The sequence below is a fragment of the Priestia veravalensis genome (genome assembly GCF_001457055.1).
GTDB lineage: Bacteria > Bacillota > Bacilli > Bacillales > Bacillaceae_H > Priestia > Priestia flexa.
This window is the reverse complement of sequence record NZ_KQ758627.1, coordinates 56,703-69,726: the sequence shown is the minus strand read 5'-3', so window position 1 is coordinate 69,726 and position 13,024 is coordinate 56,703. Positions and strand designations below refer to the sequence as shown.

12 protein-coding genes are annotated in these 13,024 nt (G+C 40.0%); all 12 read left to right on the top strand.

All coding sequences use genetic code 11. From position 1 onward, the window contains the following. Nucleotides 1-58 precede the first annotated feature (58 nt). The 12 genes from recA (at nt 59) to AS180_RS00345 (ending at nt 12,955) form a co-directional block, all read left to right on the top strand. The gene (gene recA, locus AS180_RS00395) at nt 59-1,096 is read left to right on the top strand and encodes a recombinase RecA (RefSeq protein WP_025908597.1); all 1,038 of its coding nucleotides are present in this window, start codon (nt 59-61) and stop codon (nt 1,094-1,096) included. A 281-nt stretch (nt 1,097-1,377) separates the two neighbouring features. Then, nucleotides 1,378-2,937 carry a ribonuclease Y gene (rny, locus tag AS180_RS00390; RefSeq protein WP_025908598.1) on the top strand — a complete coding sequence of 520 codons (1,560 nt, stop codon included), beginning with the start codon at nt 1,378-1,380 and terminating at the stop codon, nt 2,935-2,937. A 59-nt stretch (nt 2,938-2,996) separates the two neighbouring features. After that, entirely contained in the window at nt 2,997-3,794 is a 798-nt protein-coding gene (locus tag AS180_RS00385) for a TIGR00282 family metallophosphoesterase (protein WP_025908599.1), read from the top strand. A 234-nt stretch (nt 3,795-4,028) separates the two neighbouring features. Next, nucleotides 4,029-4,289: a stage V sporulation protein SpoVS gene (gene spoVS / locus AS180_RS00380; RefSeq protein ID WP_003181955.1), complete on the top strand. Its 261-nt coding sequence runs from the start codon at nt 4,029-4,031 to the stop codon at nt 4,287-4,289. A gap of 78 nt (nt 4,290-4,367) precedes the next feature. Beyond that, the gene (locus tag AS180_RS00375) at nt 4,368-5,282 is read left to right on the top strand and encodes a dipeptidase (protein ID WP_062686197.1); all 915 of its coding nucleotides are present in this window, start codon (nt 4,368-4,370) and stop codon (nt 5,280-5,282) included. A gap of 179 nt (nt 5,283-5,461) precedes the next feature. Beyond that, nucleotides 5,462-7,219 carry a 2-oxoacid:acceptor oxidoreductase subunit alpha gene (locus AS180_RS00370; RefSeq protein ID WP_025908601.1) on the top strand — a complete coding sequence of 586 codons (1,758 nt, stop codon included), beginning with the start codon at nt 5,462-5,464 and terminating at the stop codon, nt 7,217-7,219. Next, complete coding sequence (locus tag AS180_RS00365) at nt 7,206-8,072, top strand: 2-oxoacid:ferredoxin oxidoreductase subunit beta (protein WP_025908602.1); 867 nt, start codon at nt 7,206-7,208, stop codon at nt 8,070-8,072. The genes AS180_RS00370 and AS180_RS00365 overlap by 14 nt, the downstream gene beginning before the upstream one ends. Nucleotides 8,073-8,190: 118 nt before the next feature. Next, the gene (locus AS180_RS22025; RefSeq protein ID WP_139109133.1) at nt 8,191-8,466 is read left to right on the top strand and encodes a hypothetical protein; all 276 of its coding nucleotides are present in this window, start codon (nt 8,191-8,193) and stop codon (nt 8,464-8,466) included. Between the two features lie 55 nt (nt 8,467-8,521). Continuing rightward, on the top strand, nt 8,522-9,565 hold the full coding sequence (tdh, locus tag AS180_RS00360) for an L-threonine 3-dehydrogenase (protein ID WP_062686195.1): 1,044 nt from the start codon (nt 8,522-8,524) through the stop codon (nt 9,563-9,565). Between the two features lie 19 nt (nt 9,566-9,584). Next, a complete protein-coding gene (locus tag AS180_RS00355) occupies nt 9,585-10,763 on the top strand; it encodes a glycine C-acetyltransferase (protein ID WP_025908605.1) in 1,179 nt (392 codons plus the stop codon). 229 nt (nt 10,764-10,992) lie between these two features. Continuing rightward, entirely contained in the window at nt 10,993-12,522 is a 1,530-nt protein-coding gene (gene miaB, locus AS180_RS00350) for a tRNA (N6-isopentenyl adenosine(37)-C2)-methylthiotransferase MiaB (protein ID WP_025908606.1), read from the top strand. Nucleotide 12,523: 1 nt separating this feature from the next. Next, nucleotides 12,524-12,955, top strand: coding sequence for a YlbF/YmcA family competence regulator (locus AS180_RS00345; protein WP_025908607.1), 432 nt, complete (start codon nt 12,524-12,526; stop codon nt 12,953-12,955). The last annotated feature ends 69 nt before the right edge of the window (nt 12,956-13,024 follow it).

Below are 13,024 nucleotides of genomic sequence, written 5' to 3'. Positions count from 1 at the left end.
ACAATGTAGTAATCTTAAATTATAAAACAAAGCAAGCAAGTATAGAGGAGGAAATCGAGTGAACGATCGTCAAGCAGCCCTTGATATGGCTCTAAAACAAATTGAAAAGCAATTCGGTAAAGGTTCAATTATGAAATTAGGAGAACAAACGGAACGTAAAATTTCAACTGTGTCTAGTGGTTCTCTAGCGTTAGATGTTGCGCTTGGTGTAGGTGGGTATCCACGCGGACGTATTATTGAAGTTTATGGTCCAGAAAGCTCTGGTAAAACAACAGTTGCGCTTCATGCAATTGCAGAAGTACAGCAGCAGGGTGGACAAGCAGCGTTTATCGATGCTGAGCATGCGTTAGACCCGGTGTATGCACAAAAGTTGGGTGTCGATATTGACGAGCTTCTTTTATCACAGCCTGATACAGGTGAACAAGCACTTGAAATTGCTGAAGCGTTAGTTCGTAGTGGAGCAGTTGACATTCTGGTTATTGACTCTGTTGCAGCCCTTGTGCCTAAGGCTGAAATTGAAGGTGAAATGGGAGATTCTCACGTTGGTTTACAAGCTCGTTTAATGTCTCAAGCACTTCGTAAGCTATCAGGTGCTATTAATAAGTCGAAAACAATTGCTGTTTTCATTAACCAAATTCGTGAAAAAGTTGGCGTTATGTTTGGTAACCCTGAAACAACGCCAGGTGGACGTGCGCTTAAGTTCTATTCTTCAGTGCGCCTTGAAGTTCGTCGTGCTGAGCAGTTGAAGCAAGGTAACGATATTGTAGGAAACAAGACAAGAATTAAAGTTGTCAAAAACAAAGTAGCACCACCATTCCGCGCAGCTGAAGTGGATATTATGTACGGAGAAGGAATCTCAAAAGAAGGAGAAATTTTAGATATTGCTTCTGATTTAGATATCGTACAAAAAAGTGGAGCTTGGTATTCTTATAACGAAGAACGTTTAGGTCAAGGCCGTGAGAATGCGAAGCAGTTCCTAAAAGAAAATGTTGATATTCGTCAAGAAATTGCTGGCCAAGTTCGTGAATATCATGGATTAGACGAAGCGGCAGAGCAAATGCCTGAAGACGATGCTCAAGATGAATTGAAAATTTAATAACACTTCTTTTGCTTAAAAAAGACTCTTTTTTAAAAAAGGGTCTTTTTTTTGAAAAAAATGTTAATCATAGTGATAGCAGGGGCAAGGATTTTCGTGACATAGCATTTTCATAGGCTTGACAATAAAAATGGACAGACTTACAATTAAGATGTATATTTTCCCTTTTTAAAACATTTTAGCGTTTAAAAGCCTTTGTGTGTATATTGAAAGGTGAAGGCGATATACATGCCGACATGAAATTAAAAACTTACAAGTTTATAGCAAGGGGAGGTGAAATGATGGATATAATTACAATCATCTTCGCTTTGCTTGGCCTAATCGTCGGTGCAGTTGTTGGCTTTTTTGTTTGTAAATCGATTGCTGAAGCTAAGGTTGCGGGAGCAAAGTCAAACGCAGAACAAATTATCGATGATGCAACCCGTGAGGCGGAAGCTTTGAAAAAGGAAGCTTTATTAGAAGCGAAAGATGAAATCCATCAGCTTCGTACAGAGGCAGAACTAGATATTCGTGATCGTCGAGCAGAACTTCAAAAACAAGAAAATCGATTAATGCAAAAAGAGGAAAATCTTGATCGAAAAGACGAGTCACTTGATAAACGTGAAGCGGCACTTGAAAAGAAAGATAATTCTCTTACTGTTAAACAACAGCATATTGAAGAGATGGAAAGCAAAGTTGAAGAATTAGTCAAGGCTGGTCAAGCGGAATTAGAACGCATTTCAGGCTTAACGAGAGACGATGCACGAGCGATTATTTTAGATCGTGTTGAAAATGAACTTTCCCATGATGTTGCGATGATGGTGAAAGAAACAGAAAATCGTGCCAAAGAAGAAGCCGATAAAAAGGCTAAAGAAATTCTTTCGCTTGCGATTCAACGTTGTGCAGCGGATCACGTAGCTGAAACAACGGTTTCAGTTGTTAACTTACCAAACGATGAGATGAAAGGTCGAATCATTGGTCGAGAAGGTCGAAACATTCGTACATTAGAAACATTAACAGGTATTGATCTTATTATTGATGATACACCAGAAGCAGTTATTTTATCAGGTTTTGACCCTATCCGCCGTGAAACGGCACGTATCGCCTTGGACAAACTTGTTCAGGATGGACGTATTCACCCAGCTCGAATTGAAGAGATGGTTGAAAAATCTCGTCGTGAAGTAGATGAGTATATTCGTGAGGTTGGTGAACAAACAACGTTTGAAGTTGGAGTTCATGGCTTGCATCCAGACTTAATGAAGATATTGGGCCGTTTGAAATTCAGAACGAGCTATGGTCAAAACGTCTTAAAACATTCGATGGAAGTTGCTCATTTAGCTGGATTGATGGCTTCTGAACTTGGTGAAGACGCTACGCTTGCGAAGCGTGCAGGTTTACTTCACGATATTGGAAAAGCAATCGACCACGAGGTAGAAGGAAGCCACGTTGAAATTGGCGTTGAGCTAGCTACGAAATATAAAGAGCATCCTGTTGTTATTAACGCAATTGCTTCACATCATGGTGACACGGAACCGACGTCAATTATTGCTGTTCTAGTTGCTGCGGCCGATGCTTTATCAGCTGCAAGACCGGGTGCTAGAAGTGAAACGTTAGAAAACTACATTCGTCGCTTAGAAAAGCTTGAAGAAATCTCTGAGTCTTATGAGGGTGTTGAAAAATCATTTGCTATTCAAGCAGGACGTGAAGTCCGCATTATGGTTAAACCAGATACGATTGGTGATTTAGAAGCGCATCGCTTAGCGCGCGATATTCGCAAACGCATAGAAGATGAACTAGATTATCCTGGTCATATTAAGGTAACAGTAATTCGAGAAACACGAGCTGTTGAATACGCGAAATAAGTAAAATAAAGTGGCTATTGCCACTTTATTTTTTTGAGTCAGAAATAAGGAGCTAAAAGATGAGAATTTTATTTGTTGGAGACGTTGTTGGTTCTCCAGGTCGAGATATGGTAGAAGAATATTTACCACGCTTAAAAAGAAAATACGCCCCAGGCTTAACGATTGTAAATGGTGAAAATGCGGCGTCTGGAAAAGGAATTACAGAAAAAATTTATCGAGCATTTTTACAAGCTGGTGCAAACGTAGTAACGCTTGGTAACCACGCATGGGATAAGCGTGAAATTTTTGATTTTATTGATGATGCTAAGAACTTAGTGCGTCCAGCTAATTTCCCAGAGGGAACGCCAGGAAAAGGAATTACATATGTAACCTACAATCAATATGAAGTAGCTGTTATTAACTTACAAGGGCGAACGTTTATGGCCCCTCTTGATTGCCCGTTTAAAAAGATTGATGAGTTGATTGCACAAGCAAAGCAACGTACGCCAATTATTTTTATTGATTTTCATGCTGAAACGACAAGTGAGAAGCAGGCAATTGGCTGGTATGTAGATGGTCGCGTAAGTGCTGTAGTGGGTACTCATACTCATGTTCAAACAGCTGATAATCGTATCTTGCCGCAAGGTACTGCGTATATTTCAGATGTGGGAATGACAGGTCCTTACGATGGTATCTTAGGTATGGAGCGAGAAGCAGTGATGAAGCGCTTTTTAACATCGCTTCCGGTTCGCTTTGAAGTTCCTAAGGAAGGCCGAACGCAGCTGAGTGGAGTTATTATTGACCTTGATGAAAAAACAGGTCAAGCTAAAAAAATTGACCGAATTTTAATTAATGACGATCATCCTTTTTTTGAATAAGTGAGATGAAAGAGCCGTATGTTTCTTTGGAGACATACCGCTCTTTTTGTCGTTTTACTGAGCGAAAAAGAACAGAGATTAGCGAATCTGTACAAATGACAAGTTTTTGAACAATTAGAGAAAACAAGCAGGAATACGTTTACTATTTCGTGAATATAGTATCATTGAAATCAATTAAGTCATTGGTCTAATGATCTCTCATCATACATTGTAAAGAATAAGGAGGAGTTAGATATGGAAATTTTAAAGGTTTCGGCGAAGTCTAACCCGAATTCAGTTGCTGGTGCTTTAGCAGGAGTATTGCGCGAACGCGGTGCAGCTGAAATTCAGGCGATTGGCGCTGGTGCACTAAATCAGGCAGTAAAAGCAGTAGCGATAGCTCGAGGTTTTGTAGCGCCAAGCGGTGTCGACTTAATCTGTATTCCTGCTTTTACCGATATTCAAATTGACGGGGAAGAGCGGACAGCGATTAAACTCATTGTTGAACCTCGTTAATCATAAAATGGACGGGACCTGCTAGGTATGACCTAGCAGGTCTTTTTTGCAGATAATAGATTGAAAGGAGTAGGGAAAATGATTTTCGATGCACATTGTGATGTATTAGCCAAGCTATGGTGGAATCAGCATCTATCTGTACAGGATAGCCCAAACCTTCATACAACAATTGATGGAATGAAGCAAGTGGGTGGTAAAGTACAAGTATTTGCTATCTTTGTACCAGAAGCTGTTCAAGCCGAGCAGCAGTTTGACGTAGCTCTTGAAATGATACACCTCTTTAAAAAACATATTATTAGTCTTCCGAATGTGAAATGGATTCAATCACAGGAAGATGTTTTGCGCTTAGGTAAGAGTGAAATAGGCGCAATGTTGAGCTTAGAGGGATGTGATGCCATCGGCGTTCATCTCGTCCGTTTACAGACGTTATTTGCTTTAGGGGTTAGGTCAGTAGGCCTGACATGGAACTATGCGAACGCGGCGTGTGATGGTATTCTAGAACCACGTGGAGCCGGCTTGTCTAGCCTTGGTAAAGAAATTGTAAGGGAAAATAATCATTATAAAGTCTGGACAGATGTTTCTCACTTATCAGTGCGAGGTTTTTGGGATGTAATAGAAGAATCAGATTTCGTAGTTGCGACTCATTCAAACGTGTATTCCTTATGTTCCAACCCGAGGAATTTACGCGATGACCAAATTGATGCGTTATTGAAAAAAAAGAGTGTTATTGGTATTACCTTTGTCCCACAGTTTCTAACGGATAAAAAAGAAGCAACCGTGGATGATGTGTTAAGACACCTTGATTATATATGTAGCAGAGGAGGAGAGTATTCAGTTGGATTTGGCTCAGACTTTGATGGTATTGATCAAACGGTAGTAGGGCTGGGTAAGTTTAAAGATTATCACAATTTAATTAATCAACTACATAAGCGCTATTCCGCGGATCAAGTGCATCGTTTTTTATTTTCAAATTTTGTGCAACGATTACCATAATGAACCTAGTAAATACTCTGAAAATATAAATCTGTGAATTATGTGGAAAGGGTTGCATTTTAGTACATGTGGGAATAGAATTGTAGACGGATTAAGAAACTTAGTATTTTATTGCTCGTTTTTAGAGTGATTTCGTTAGAAAAAAGAGCAATCTTGACAGAATAAAAGGAGTGGCTTAGATGGTAAAGCAGCTTTCATGGAAAGTTGGCGGTCAGCAGGGTGAAGGAATCGAAAGTACAGGTGAAATTTTCTCAACTGCCTTAAATCGATTAGGGTACTATTTATACGGCTATCGTCATTTTTCTTCACGTATTAAAGGTGGACATACAAACAATAAAATTCGCGTAAGTACAACGCAAGTACGTTCTGTATCGGATGATTTAGATATTTTAGTAGCGTTTGACCAAGAAACGATTGATGTGAATGTACATGAGCTTCGTCAAGGTGGAATTGTCATTGGAGATGCAAAGTTTAAACCAGCACTTCCAGAAAGCTGTACAACGGCAACATTGTATTCCGTTCCGTTTACAGAAATTGCAACTGAGCTTGGTACATCTTTAATGAAGAACATGGTAGCAGTAGGAGCTTCAAGCGCTGTTTTACATATTGATACAGATGTATTCGAAGAAGTAGTATTAGAGATTTTTGGTCGCAAAGGACAACAGGTTGTTCAAAAGAATATGGAAGCCATTAAACGAGGCGCAGAGTATATTCGTGAGCAGCTTGGTGAGAACTTAGAGACGATGAGACTTGAACCAGCAGATGGACAAAAGCGCATGTTTATGATTGGAAATGACGCTATTGCTCTAGGTGCTGTAGCAGGTGGAGCTCGCTTTATGCCGGCATACCCAATTACGCCTGCATCAGAAATCATGGAATACTTAATTAAAAAGCTTCCGCAGTTTGGTGGTACGGTTATTCAAACTGAGGATGAAATTGCAGCATGTACAATGGCAATTGGTGCAAACTATGCCGGCGTTCGTGCGTTAACAGCATCAGCAGGTCCAGGACTATCTCTTATGATGGAATCAATTGGTCTTGCAGGGATTACAGAGCAACCAATCGTTATCATCGATACACAGCGTGGAGGTCCAAGTACAGGACTACCAACTAAACAAGAACAATCAGATTTAATGGCAATGATCTATGGTACCCATGGTGAAATTCCTAAAATTGTGATGGCGCCAAGTACAGTTGAAGAAGCCTTCTATGATACCATTGAAGCATTTAACTTAGCTGAAGAATACCAGTGTCCTGTTATCATGCTGACAGATTTACAGCTTTCACTTGGGAAGCAATCTGTGAATCCTTTAGATTATAGTCGTATTCAAATTCGCCGAGGAAAGCTTCAAGAAGCTGAGCTTCCTGAGCTTGAAGCGAAAGAATACTATAAGCGCTATGAAGTGACAAAAGATGGCGTTTCTCCTCGTGTTGTTCCTGGTATGAAAAACGGTATTCACCACGTAACAGGAGTTGAACATGATGAAACAGGAAAGCCTTCTGAGTCACCAATCAACCGTAATAATCAAATGGATAAACGTATGAGAAAGTTAGACAACATTCAGTTTAAAACACCAATTCACCTGCACTCAGATGAAGTTGATTCAGATGTTTTATTCGTTGGCTTTAACTCAACAAGAGGAGCAATTGAAGAAGCGATGGAACGCTTAGAAGCAGATGGACTTCGCGTCAACCATGCGCATATTCGCTTGATTCATCCGTTCCCTGTTGATGAAATTCTTCCTTATGTAAATGGAGCGAAGAAGGTAATTGTAGTGGAAAATAACGCAACGGGTCAATTAGCCAATATTTTAAAGATGAATGTCGGTAATCACCATAAAGTGCAGAGTATCTTAAAGTATGATGGAAACCCATTCTTACCGCAAGAAGTCTACACAAAAAGTAAGGAGATGTGCTTGATTAATGGCAACGTTTAAAGATTTTCGTAATAGTGTAAAACCTAACTGGTGTCCAGGGTGTGGAGATTTCTCGGTTCAAGCAGCAATTCAACGTGCATCGGCTAACGTAGGACTAGAACCACATGAATTAGCGGTTATTTCTGGTATTGGATGCTCTGGTCGTATTTCGGGTTATATTAATTCATACGGATTTCATGGTATTCATGGACGCGCTCTACCAATTGCACAAGGTGTGAAAATGGCTAACCGTGATTTAACAGTTATTGCTTCTGGTGGAGATGGAGATGGATTTGCCATTGGTATGGGGCATACTGTTCATGCAATTCGCCGTAACATTGATGTGACATATATCGTAATGGATAACCAAATTTATGGTTTAACAAAAGGGCAAACATCTCCTCGTAGCGACGTAGGATTTAAGACAAAGAGTACGCCAGAAGGTTCGATTGAATCATCTTTGTCCGTCATGGAACTTGCTTTAACATCTGGTGCAACATTTGTGGCACAGAGCTTTTCAACTGATTTAAAAGAGCTTACAAGTTTAATTGAACAGGGTATTCAGCATAAAGGGTTTTCTTTAATTAACGTATTCAGCCCATGCGTAACGTATAACAAAGTGAATACGTATGATTGGTTTAAAGAGAATTTAACAAGCTTAAAAACAATTGAAAACTATGATCCAGCAAACCGTATGCAAGCGATGCAGACATTGATGGAGCATAATGGTTTAGTAACCGGCTTAATTTATCAAAATGCTAACCAACCTTCTTATCAGCAGCTTGTGCACGGTTATAGCGACCAACCACTTGCTGATTCTGATTTAATGATGTCAGAAGATAAATTTAAAGAGCTTGTAGCTGAATTTATGTAAACAAAAAAGAGGCTGGGACATAAGTAGTTCAGCCTCTACCATACCTGAACGATTGAGAGTTCATAACTTTTAATCGTTCAGGTTTTTTGTTGATTGTGAAAACAATGTTAGAAACAGGGTGGAATGGAGCGTAGGACACTCGACTCCTGCGGGAAAGAGAGGGAAAACGGAGATCCCGCAGCGCAGCGAGGAAGCTCAGGTTCCTCCCCGCGGAAAGCGAGTGGCCGTAGCGCAATGGAACGAACGTGTTGAGACAAACCAAAGAGATGGGAACAGCGAGTGTTCGTCTTTTAGAAGCAATCATTTTGTTATGTCCCAAACTCTTTTTGATATTTTTCCCCCCTTGGTGACATATGTATATATGGAGAGGACTCGGTTATTTACCTGTATTTAAAAAGGTGTTAATATATTTGTGATGAAAGCGTTTTTATAAAAAGGGGATGTGCACCATGGGTGGAAAGATGAAAGCGTTGGTGAAGGATAAAAGAGGGTTTGGAGCTGTTTTGGCTGAAGTTGATATTCCATCGATTGCCGATGATGAAGTATTAATTAAAGTGAAAGCAACTTCAATTTGCGGTACAGACGTTCATATTTATAAATGGGATAAATGGGCATCTTCACGAGTCAATCCTCCTTACGTGTTCGGTCATGAATTTTCGGGGGAAGTTGTTCAAATTGGTCAAAATGTAGCAGGAGTACAGATTGGGGACTCTGTTTCTGCTGAAACGCATATTGTATGCGGACGCTGTATGCAGTGCTTGTTAGGTAATGCTCATATTTGTCAAAAGACAAAGATTATTGGCGTTGACCGAATGGGCTGTTTTGCTGAGTACGTAGCTGTACCAGCTCAAAATATTTGGAAAAACCCTAATCACTTATCACATGATGTTGCGTGTTTGCAGGAGCCGCTTGGAAATGCAGTTCATACAGTTTTAAATGACAGTATTGCGGGTAAATCTGTCTTAGTAATAGGGTGCGGACCTATCGGTTTAATGACCGTAGCCGTTGCAAAAGCTTCCGGAGCATCTTTAGTGATAGCAATGGATGTGAATGAGTATCGCTTGAGCCTTGCTAAGGACCTTGGAACTCACATTGTACTTAATCCACTTGAACAAGATCCTCTAGAGGTTATCAATAAGCTGACAAGTGGAAATGGTATTGATGTTGTCTGTGAGATGTCGGGCCAGCCGACAGCAATGAATCAAGGCTTTAAGATGGTAGCAAATGGAGGGAGAGTATCTATTTTAAGCTTACCAACGACACCTGTTTCCATTGATGTGACGAATGATATTGTATTTAAAGGGGTAACGGTTCAAGGTATCACAGGGCGTAAAATGTTTTCAACTTGGTATACAGTGTCTAATTTATTGGCAGGAAATCAGCTGAATATGAACGAACTAATTACGCATCGCTTGCCACTAGAAGACTATGAAAAAGGCTTTGAGCTCATGATGGAAGGAAAATGTGGGAAAGTTGTATTTATCTTAGAGTAGTTGAAAGGGGAAGGGGTAAATGAGAGGATTTGAGTTTTTAGATCAAGAGCTACAGGAAATGAAGAAAGCAGGTACTTTTCGCAAGCTTATACCAATTGAGTCTGAACAAGGATCAAAAGTGCAGATTAACGGGCAGACGCTTATTCAGCTATCGTCAAACAACTATCTAGGCTTAACATCCCATCCGAAAATGAAGGATGCGGCTATTGAAGCGGTTCAAAAATATGGTGCTGGTACGGGATCTGTGAGAACCATTGCAGGAACATTCTCTATGCATGAGGCGCTGGAGAAAAAATTAGCAAAATTCAAGCATACGGAGGCAGCACTTGTGTTTCAATCTGGCTTCACGACAAATCAAGGCGTGCTTTCATCAATTTTAACACATGAAGATGTTGTTATTTCTGACGAATTAAATCACGCATCCATCATTGATGGGATTCGATTAACAAAAGCTGCTCGTAAAGTATATAAGCATGTGGATACGGAAGATTTGGAAAGAGCTCTTAAAGAGTCAGGAGACTATCGTAAACGGATTATTGTAACGGATGGTGTATTCTCAATGGATGGTAATATTGCACCGCTTCCGAAAATCGTTGAGTTAGCTGAACAATATGATGCTCTTGTAATGGTGGACGATGCTCATGCCTCCGGAGTGCTTGGTGAGAATGGCCGAGGTACAGTCAATCATTTCAGTTTAGACGGACGCGTTCATATTCAAGTAGGGACGTTAAGTAAAGCAGTTGGTGTTCTTGGCGGTTATATCGCGAGCTCCCAGACATTAATTGATTATTTAATTCACAAAGGTCGACCTTTTTTGTTTAGTACTTCTCATCCACCAGCAGTGACGGCCGCATGCAGCGCAGCTATCGATGTATTGCTTGAAGAGCCAGAGCTCATTGAAACATTGTGGGAAAACACGGCATTCTTTAAACAAGGGTTATCTAAGTTAGGCTATGATATCGGACATAGCGAAACGCCTATTACACCCGTTATCATTGGAGATGAAGCATTGACGCATCAGTTTTCAGAAAAGCTAGCAGAAACAGGCATCTTTGCTCAAGGAATTGCGTTTCCAACGGTTGCTAAAGGGAAAGCAAGAATCAGAACAATCGTAACGGCTCAGCATACAAAGGAAGAATTAACAGCTTCTCTTAGCGCTTTTGAAAAAGTAGGAAAAGAGTTGAAGATTTTAGTATAAACGTCAAGAAAATACTGCAGGCTGCAGTATTTTCTTTTTTACAGCTCAAGGGTATGTTATTGTGTTCAATAGATGAAAGTTATATACTAATATAATGTGATTCCGTTTCGTTTTTTGTATGAATGAGGACAAAAAATAAAGACATGAATGGCATTTTTTTAACGAGTTTATAAAGCAACGCATAACAATGAAAAAATTAGTAAATGTGCACGTTGAAAGGAGCTTTTATATGAACGAAAAACAACGTTTAGAAAGTGGACAAGTAACTCCAGCGGACAAAAAATCCGAGAAGGATTACAGCAAATATTTCCAAACAGTATATATGCCACCTTCTTTAAAGGACGCAAAAAAGCGCGGTAAAGAAGAGGTTGCTTATCATAACGACTTTTCTATTGAAGAGCGTTTCAGAGGCATGGGACAAGGCCGTAAGTTTTATATTCGTACATACGGCTGTCAAATGAACGAGCATGATACGGAAGTAATGGCAGGAATTTTCTTAAGCTTAGGCTATGAGCCAACTGACTCCGTTCAAGATGCACACGTCGTTTTATTAAATACGTGTGCCATTCGTGAAAATGCTGAAAATAAAGTATTTGGTGAACTAGGGCATTTAAAGGCTTTAAAGCGTGAGCGTCCAGACTTATTGATCGGAGTATGTGGCTGTATGTCACAGGAAGAGTCAGTCGTTAATAAAATCTTACAAAAACATCAGCATGTTGATATGATTTTTGGAACGCATAACATTCACCGCTTGCCTCATATTCTAAATGAAGCATATATGGCAAAAGAAATGGTGATTGAAGTATGGTCAAAAGAAGGAGACGTTATTGAAAATCTGCCACGTGCAAGAAAAGGCAGCATTAAAGCGTGGGTAAATATCATGTATGGCTGTGATAAGTTCTGTACGTACTGTATCGTTCCTTATACGCGTGGTAAAGAGCGTAGCCGTCGTCCAGAAGAAATCATTCAAGAGGTGCGTCATTTAGCAGCTCAAGGGTATAAAGAAATTACGCTTCTTGGTCAAAACGTAAATGCATACGGAAAAGACTTTGAAGATATGGAATATGGTCTAGGTGACTTAATGGATGAGATTCGTAAAATTGATGTTCTGCGTATTCGCTTTACAACAAGTCATCCACGTGACTTCGATGACCGCTTAATTGAAGTGTTAGCAAAAGGTGGAAACTTAGTTGATCACATCCATTTACCAGTTCAGTCAGGTAGCTCAGATATTCTGAAGATCATGGCGCGTAAATACACGCGTGAGCACTACCTAGAGCTTGTTCGTAAAATTAAAGAAGCAATTCCAACAGCATCTCTTACCACTGATATTATTGTTGGTTTCCCTAATGAAACGGACGAGCAGTTTGAAGAAACGCTATCATTGTACCGTGAAGTGGAATTTGATAGTGCTTATACGTTCATCTACTCTCCTCGTGAGGGTACACCAGCTGCTAAAATGAAAGACAACGTACCGATGGAAGTGAAAAAAGAGCGTCTTCAGCGCTTAAATGCACTTGTAAACGAAATTTCTGCAAAGAAAATGCAGGAATACGAAGGTCGTGTTGTCGAAGTATTAGTGGAGGGTGAAAGTAAAAACAACCCGAATGTGTTAGCTGGCTATACTGAAAAGAATAAGCTTGTAAACTTCGTAGCACCAGAATCAGTAATTGGTCAAGTTGTAAAAGTGAAAATTACAAAAGCTAAGACATGGTCTTTAGATGGAGAGATGGTAGAAGAAGCAGCAGAGGTGAAGTGAAATGTCGCAGTACACAAAAAGTGATGTGATTGCAAGAGCGAAAGAACTTGCAAAAATGATTTCTGAAACGGAAGAAGTTGAATTCTTCAAGCGTGCAGAAGCTCAGCTGAACGAAAACCAAAAAGTTCGTGAAAAAATTGCGAGCATTAAAAGCCTGCAAAAACAAGCGGTTAACTTTCAGCACTATGGAAAAACTGAAGCGTTAAAGCAAGTGGAAGAAAAAATCGATCGAATCCAAGCTGAGTTAGATGAGCTGCCAATTATTCAGCAGTTTCAAGACTCTCAGGTTAACGTTAATGATTTGCTTCAACTTGTGGCGAGCACAATTTCAAATACGGTCACTGATGAAATTATTGTGGCAACTGATGGTGACGTACTTCGTGGTGAAACGGGCTCAAAAGTTCGTAACACTCCGGGGGCAAGCTGCCATTGATAAAAAACTCCCAGCGGAAGCTGGGAGTTTTTTTATGTTGTACAATTTTCTCTAGAATAATTGTCACAT

Excerpts from the sequence above, each read along its gene's own strand:
- rny (WP_025908598.1), top strand. The coding sequence starts at position 1,378 with ATGGATATAATTACAATCATCTTCGCTTTGCTTGGCCTAATCGTCGGT.
- AS180_RS00365 (WP_025908602.1), top strand. The coding sequence starts at position 7,206 with ATGGCAACGTTTAAAGATTTTCGTAATAGTGTAAAACCTAACTGGTGT.
- AS180_RS00345 (WP_025908607.1), top strand. The coding sequence starts at position 12,524 with ATGTCGCAGTACACAAAAAGTGATGTGATTGCAAGAGCGAAAGAACTT.
- AS180_RS00355 (WP_025908605.1), top strand. The coding sequence starts at position 9,585 with ATGAGAGGATTTGAGTTTTTAGATCAAGAGCTACAGGAAATGAAGAAA.
- tdh (WP_062686195.1), top strand. The coding sequence starts at position 8,522 with ATGGGTGGAAAGATGAAAGCGTTGGTGAAGGATAAAAGAGGGTTTGGA.
- spoVS (WP_003181955.1), top strand. The coding sequence starts at position 4,029 with ATGGAAATTTTAAAGGTTTCGGCGAAGTCTAACCCGAATTCAGTTGCT.
- AS180_RS00370 (WP_025908601.1), top strand. The coding sequence starts at position 5,462 with ATGGTAAAGCAGCTTTCATGGAAAGTTGGCGGTCAGCAGGGTGAAGGA.
- AS180_RS00385 (WP_025908599.1), top strand. The coding sequence starts at position 2,997 with ATGAGAATTTTATTTGTTGGAGACGTTGTTGGTTCTCCAGGTCGAGAT.
- AS180_RS00375 (WP_062686197.1), top strand. The coding sequence starts at position 4,368 with ATGATTTTCGATGCACATTGTGATGTATTAGCCAAGCTATGGTGGAAT.
- miaB (WP_025908606.1), top strand. The coding sequence starts at position 10,993 with ATGAACGAAAAACAACGTTTAGAAAGTGGACAAGTAACTCCAGCGGAC.